This is a genomic window from Geodermatophilus sp. YIM 151500, from assembly GCF_025716945.1.
Classification (GTDB): domain Bacteria; phylum Actinomycetota; class Actinomycetes; order Mycobacteriales; family Geodermatophilaceae; genus YIM-151500.
Genome location: NZ_JAOVZT010000019.1, coordinates 47513 through 53806, shown reverse-complemented (window position 1 = coordinate 53806; position 6294 = coordinate 47513). Strand labels below are relative to the sequence as shown.

General features: G+C 75.4%; 7 protein-coding genes. All 7 read right to left on the bottom strand.

Features of this window, described 5'->3' with window-relative positions; translation table 11 throughout:
• Positions 1 to 34: 34 nt before the first annotated feature.
• Positions 35 to 1171 (bottom strand): glycosyltransferase, encoded by a 1137-nt coding sequence (locus OF117_RS20980; protein WP_263554802.1) that lies wholly within the window; start codon positions 1169 to 1171, stop codon positions 35 to 37.
• Between the two features lie 166 nt (positions 1172 to 1337).
• Positions 1338 to 2183: a 3-methyl-2-oxobutanoate hydroxymethyltransferase gene (gene panB / locus OF117_RS20975; protein WP_263554801.1), complete on the bottom strand. Its 846-nt coding sequence runs from the start codon at positions 2181 to 2183 to the stop codon at positions 1338 to 1340.
• Positions 2180 to 4015 (bottom strand): NAD+ synthase, encoded by a 1836-nt coding sequence (locus tag OF117_RS20970; RefSeq protein WP_263554800.1) that lies wholly within the window; start codon positions 4013 to 4015, stop codon positions 2180 to 2182. The genes panB and OF117_RS20970 overlap by 4 nt, the downstream gene beginning before the upstream one ends.
• A 48-nt stretch (positions 4016 to 4063) precedes the next feature.
• Entirely contained in the window at positions 4064 to 4528 is a 465-nt protein-coding gene (locus tag OF117_RS20965; protein ID WP_263554799.1) for a GNAT family N-acetyltransferase, read from the bottom strand.
• 61 nt (positions 4529 to 4589) lie between these two features.
• A complete protein-coding gene (locus OF117_RS20960) occupies positions 4590 to 5105 on the bottom strand; it encodes a hypothetical protein (protein ID WP_263554798.1) in 516 nt (171 codons plus the stop codon).
• A 126-nt stretch (positions 5106 to 5231) separates the two neighbouring features.
• Positions 5232 to 5465, bottom strand: coding sequence for a heavy-metal-associated domain-containing protein (locus OF117_RS20955; RefSeq protein WP_263554797.1), 234 nt, complete (start codon positions 5463 to 5465; stop codon positions 5232 to 5234).
• Between the two features lie 123 nt (positions 5466 to 5588).
• Entirely contained in the window at positions 5589 to 6131 is a 543-nt protein-coding gene (locus tag OF117_RS20950) for a DinB family protein (RefSeq protein ID WP_263554796.1), read from the bottom strand.
• Positions 6132 to 6294: the final 163 nt, after the last annotated feature.

The following is a 6294-nucleotide window of genomic DNA, read 5'->3' as shown; positions in this document are numbered from 1 at the left end:
CACCGTAGCCACGGGGTCCGACAGTTCCCGCTGCTCAGCCGGCGGCCGGCCGACCCGTCAGCTCGATGAGCGGGCCGACCAGCTCGCGCGGGTGCGGCATGGCGGCGATCTCCGCGGCGACTTCCTGCGCCCCCGAGCGCAGGGCCGGGTCGCCGACGAGCCGCTCGAGCGTGGCCCTGCCCAGTCGGTCGAGGGGGACGCCGAGTCCGGCGCCCCGTTCGCGGAGCAGCCGCGCGTGCAGCGACCGGTCGCCAGGACCCCGCACGACGAGCTGCGGCACCCCGGCGGCGAGCGCGGCCAGCACCGTGCCCGACCCTCCGTGGTGCACCACGGCGGCGACGTGGGGGAGCACGTCGGCGAAGGGCAGCCAGCCGGTGGCGCGCACACTGGCCGGTAACGGCCGGCGGGTGACCCACCTGTCCGGCCGCACGAGCACGACGTCGAGGTCGGCGCCCTCGGCGGCCTCGACGACGGTGGACATCAACCGGTCGCGCCGCCGATCGCCCGCCGTCGAGCGGGTGACCAGGACGGTCGGCCGCGCGCCCGACAGGGCGAGGTCGGGTGGCGCGTCGCCCGGGATCGCCGGTGCCACGGCGCGCATCGGGTGGCCGGGACGCGCGCCGGCGAGGCTGGGCGGAATGGTCGTGACGACGTCGTCCGGTCCGGGGACGGATCGAAGCCCGTGGCGGCGGGCGAGCGGCCCGAGGCGCCGCGCCACCGCGGTGAACAGCGCGCCGCCGTCGTAGACGAGCGCGTCGACCAGCACCGCGGGCACACCGCGTCGCGCGCCGGCGAGGGCACCGAGCGGCATCAGCGCCTCGTGCAGCACCAGATCCGCCCGCCATTCCTCGGCGAGGGCGAGGACGCCGTCCGCCATGCGGGTGTTGACGGGCGCGAACAGCGCCCCGGCGCTGTCGTGGGTGCCCTGCCCACCGCACGCCAGGCGCCCGATGTGGACGGGGTGGCGCAGCAGCGCGCCGAGCCCGATCCGCTGCATGCTCAGGCCTGGGGCGACGTCCCGAGCCGGGAGGCCCGCCCTCCGCGCGGCGTCGACGCCCTCGCCGGCGGTGGCGAGGACGACGTCCTGCCCCTCCTCGCCGAAGGCGCGGGCCAGCGGGACGAGTGGCAGCACGTGCCCTACCATCGGCGAGCCCACCACGAGCACCCGCATGCGAGCACGCTGCCGCGGCCCCCGAACGCCCGCAAGACCTGCAACCGCGCGCCCCACCGCGCCGAGTGGGCACTTCCGGTCGGTCCGAACGGCGCCTCCGCCTGTGTCGGCGGCCGCAACCGCCCACCCGGCGGTCGACCGGCGCGTCGCGGGAGCGGGCCCGGTGCTAATCGAAGGAGTGCTCCGGCCCGGGGAAGCTGCCGGCGCGGACGTCGTCGGCGTACTCCCGGGCCGCGCGCAGCAGCTCACCGCGCAGATCGGCGTACCGCTTCACGAACCGCGGCACCCGCCCGCCGGTGAAGCCGGCCATGTCCGGCCACACCAGCACCTGGGCGTCGCAGTCGACGCCGGCGCCGATGCCGATGGTGGGGATGGTCAACTCCTTGGTCACCTGCGCGGCGACGTCGGCGGGCACCATCTCCAGCACGACGGAGAACGCGCCGGCCTCCTGCACCGCCCGCGCGTCGGCCAGCAGCCGCTCGGCGCCGGCACCGCGGCCCTGCACCCGGTAGCCGCCGAGGGCGTGCTCGCTCTGCGGCGTGAAGCCGACGTGCGCCATCACCGGGATGCCCGCCTCGGTCAGCATCCGGATCTGCGGGGCCACCCGGACGCCGCCCTCCAGCTTCACCGCCTGCGCGCCGCCCTCCTTCATCAGCCGGACCGCGGTCGCCAGCGCCTGCGCGGGGCCGGCCTCGTAGCTCCCGAACGGCATGTCGGCGACGACGAGGGTGCGCCGGGTCCCGCGGACGACGGCCCGCGTGAGCACCAGCATGTCGTCGACGGTCACCGGCACCGTCGTCGAGTGCCCGAGGACGACGTTGCCCGCGGAGTCGCCGACCAGCAGCACCGGGATGCCGGCCTCCTCGAACACCTGCGCCGACAGCACGTCGTACGCGGTGAGCATCGCCCACTTCTCGCCGCGTTCCTTGGCCTGCAGCAGGTGGTGCACCCGCACCCGGGTCGCCGACCCGCCGCCGTAGACGACCGACTCGCCCGAGGATGCGCTGGTCATTCCGCCGCTCCTTCGCGGACGCTGGGCAGGCTCTCCCGCCAGCGGTTGGTCACCGGCAGACGCCGATCCCGGCCGAACGCCTTCAGCGAGATCTTCGTTCCCGGTGCCGACTGCCGGCGCTTGAACTCCGCGGCGTCGACCAGGCGCAGCACCCGGGCGACGACGTCCGGGTCGTGGCCGCGCTCGAGCAGCTCGTGCATGCCGAGGTCGCGGTCGACGTAGTCGGCGACCACCGCGTCGAGCTCGTCGTAGGAGGGCAGCGAGTCGGTGTCGACCTGCCCCGGGGCCAGCTCGGCCGACGGCGGCTTGTCGATCGAGTGCTGCGGGATGGGCTCGGTCTCGCCGCGCTCGGCCGCCTGCGCGTTCCGCCAGCGGGCCAGGTCCCACACCAGGGTCTTCGGCACGTCCTTGATCGGTGCGAACCCACCGGCCGAGTCGCCGTAGAGCGTCGAGTACCCGACGGCGATCTCGCTCTTGTTGCCCGTGGTCAGCAGCAGGTGCCCGTGCTGGTTGGACAGGCCCATGAGCAGCGTGCCGCGCACCCGCGACTGCAGGTTCTCCGCGGCGACGCCGGACAGGTGGACCGCGCCGTGGAACGCGTCGACCATCGGCGCGATGGGCACGACGTCGTAGTGGCAGCCGAGCCGCTTGGCCAGGTCGGCGGCGTCGGCCAACGAGTGCTCGCTGGAGTGGACCGACGGCAGGCCGACGCCGTGCACCCGGTCCGGGCCGAGCGCGTCGACGGCGATGGTGGCGCACAGCGCGCTGTCGATGCCGCCGGAGAGGCCCAGCACCACCGACGGGAAGCCGTTCTTCTCGATAAAGTCGCGCAGGCCCAGCACGAGGGCCCGCCACACCTCCTCCAGGTCGCCCAGCGGCTCGGCGACCCGCCCGGGCCGCGGCTCGAACGCCGGCACCCGGTCGTCGGAGAGCACGTGCCGGGTCACCGTCATCGGCCCGACCCGGCCCTCGGTGCGCTCCGACTCGGGGGAGGGCCCGGACGACGGGTCGAATGCGAGGTCGACCGTGAGCAGGTGCTCGACGAACTGCGGCGCGCGGGCGAGCAGCCCGCCGTCCGCCCCGACGACGAGCGAGTCGCCGTCGAACACCAGCTCGTCCTGCCCGCCGACCTGGTTGCAGTAGACGATCGGCGCCCGCGCCTCGGCCACCCGGCGGCGGACCAGCGGCAGCCGCTGGTCGTCCTTGGACCGCTCGTAGGGGGAGGCGTTGGGTGAGACCACGAGGTCGACGCCGGCCTGCCCGACCACCGCGCACGGGCCGTCGTCCACCCAGAGGTCCTCGCAGATGGTCAGCGCGACGTCGACGCCGTGCAGCCGCACGACCGGCAGGTCGTGCCCGGGCACGAAGTAGCGCGCCTCGTCGAAGACGCCGTAGTTGGGCAGGTGCCGCTTGTAGTACCGGACGACGACCCGCCCGCCGTGCAGCAGCGCGGCGGCGTTGCGCGGCGCACCGTGCCGGGGGTTGGCGTCGCCGGGTCGGTCGTCGGCGATCGGCGGCGACTCGACCGGCGCCGGCCCGCCGCCCGGCGTGTGCGCCAGGTACCCGACGACGACGGCGACCCCGCCCAGCCCTCGCTCGGCGAGGTCGGCGGCCAGCGTCTCCAGCGCGTGCTCGGACGCGCGGGAGAACGACTCGCGCAGCACCAGGTCCTCGGCCGGGTAGCCGGTCAGCGTCATCTCGGGGAAGACGACGAGGTGCGCGCCGGCCTCGGCGGCCTCCGCCGTCCACCTCGTGACCAGCTCGGCGTTGCCCGCCAGGTCACCGACCCGGGTGTCGACCTGCGCGCAGGCCACCCGCAGTTGGATCGTCACGACCCCAGTCTTCCCGCTCGGCGGAGCGGGTGACCAGGCGAGGGCAGGTCAGCGCGGCTGTGACCCCGGCCACCACGCGGCCACCACCTTGGTCCGCAGCGTCGCGCCCAGGCGCCGGTAGAAGCGCTGCGCCGCGATGTTGTCCTCGCGCATCTCCCAGCGGATCAGCCGTCCGCCTGCCCGGCGGGCCAGCTCGGTCATCAGCAGCCGCCCGACGCCGGCGTCCCGGTGCCCGGGCCTTACGTAGAGGTCGTCGAGGGCCAGGACGTCGGAGCCGAGCCACAGGTGCAGCTTGCGGACGGCGGAGACGTATCCGACGGGGACGCCGTCGCGCTCGGCCAGCAGGACGACGACATCCCGGCGGGCCAGCATCTCGGCCCATCGCTCGGGCGTCACCTCGACGGTGTGGGTGGGGTCGTCCTCCGCGGCCAGCTCGACGAGCATCGCGCGCACCGTCGCGGCGTCGGCCGGCTCGGCACGGCGGACCTCGACGTGACCGGGTCCGATCGGCACGGGCAGTCCTCCCGGGGTCGTCGAGGCGGACGGGGGCGCCGGCCCCCGCCCGCCACGCGGATCAGCAGTGGGCGTACTCGTGCGGGCGGATGGCCATGGCGCCGGCCATCGCGAACAGCATCAGCACGTGCCCCCAGAGGAGCATGCCGTCGGCGGAGAGCACGCCGGCCCACATCGGCACGAAGAGGACGACGAACGGCAGGTACATGGCCGCAGCCATCTCGGCGATCGGGCGCCGGCCGTGGCCGCGGACCTTCATCCAGGCCGACATCGCGACGGTCATGTTGGTCGCCATCACCAGCGCCATCGGCTCCGGTCGGTCGAGCACCGCGGACCAGCCGAGCGCGGCGAACGCCCAGGCCCACACCGGGTGCAGGACGACCATGCCGACGGCCATGGCGACGACCATCTCCAGGTAGTGGACGACGTACTTCCGCCAGCGGCGCCGGCGGGCGGCGGTCTGCTCGCCGGCGCGGGCGACGACCTCGGCCGGCACGGGGGCGTGGGCGGGGACGGTGGGCGGGATGTTCACGGGAGGCGGGATGTTCACGGGAGGCGGGATGTTCACGGGAGGCATCGGGGGATCCTTCGCAGGCTGGAGGGGACGGGGCGGGCCGATCCGACCGCGGAGGCGACGCGCCTCGCGCCGGCGGGAGCACCGGGGTGGTCACCGGGCTCGCGACCGGCCGGCCGGCCGGGCGGGTCAGGGGACGAGCGCGTAACCGGCCTCGTCGATCGCGGCGGCGATGTCGGCGCGGTCGACCGGGTGCTCGACGGTGACGGTCACGGTGCCGGCGGCGAGGTCGACGGAGACGCCGCGGACGCCGTCCACGCGGCCGATCTCCTCGGTGACGGCGCGCTCGCAGTGGCCGCAGGTCATGCCGCGCACCGACACGGTGGTGCTGCCGACGAAGGCGCGGGGGGTGCTGGTGAGCATCGGGAACTCCTCGGTCGTCGTGCTGGGACGACACCGAGGTTCGGGGCGGCCGCGCCGGCCTCGCGCCGGGGAAACCGCCAGGGTGATCAGGTCACCCGAGCGCGGGCGCGCAGCGCCGGCGGGTCACCGGCGGGGGAGCAGGGCCCTCAGCTGCTCGGCGTGGTCACGCTGGTGGTCGGGGAGGAAGCGGAGGACGTCGGCCAGCGTGAACGGGCCGTCGACCTCGTGCACCCCGCGGCGCGAGAGCTCGCCGACGCCCACGCCGGCGACCGCCTGCAGCAGCTCGGCCTGCGCCGTCCGGAGCTGGTCCAGCAGCACGTCCGGGGGCGTGGCCCGGTAGTCCGCGACCCGCTCCGGAGAGTCGGTCACGAAGTCGGCCACCCGCGGCTCGTCCTCGGCGCACAGCCGCCGGATCCGCTCGGTGAAGACGCGCGCGCTGTCCCGCAGGTGCCCGGCGATCTCGCGCGGCGTCCAGTCGAGTTCCGCGGCGTACGCGGGGAAGTGCCCCACGCGGACCAGCTGCCACCTGGCGTCGGGGGACAGCCGGGCCCGCCAGGCCCCCCGGGACGAGACGGCGCTCAGCGCGCCGGCCACCCGCCACTGCTCGGCGGCGAGGGCGGCCGTCGACGAGGCGACGAGGTCCGGTACGCCTGCGGTCACCGTCATGGCGGGGAAGCATGCCTCCTCTCCCCGGGCCGCGGGAGCCCCCGGCGCACGTCGTCACCCCGACGGGATGAGACCCGGATCACATCCGTCCCGACGACGCCCATGCGGCCGACGGCGGCCGGCCGGTGACCGACCCGGCGGTTCTCCCGGCGCGAGGCCGCCC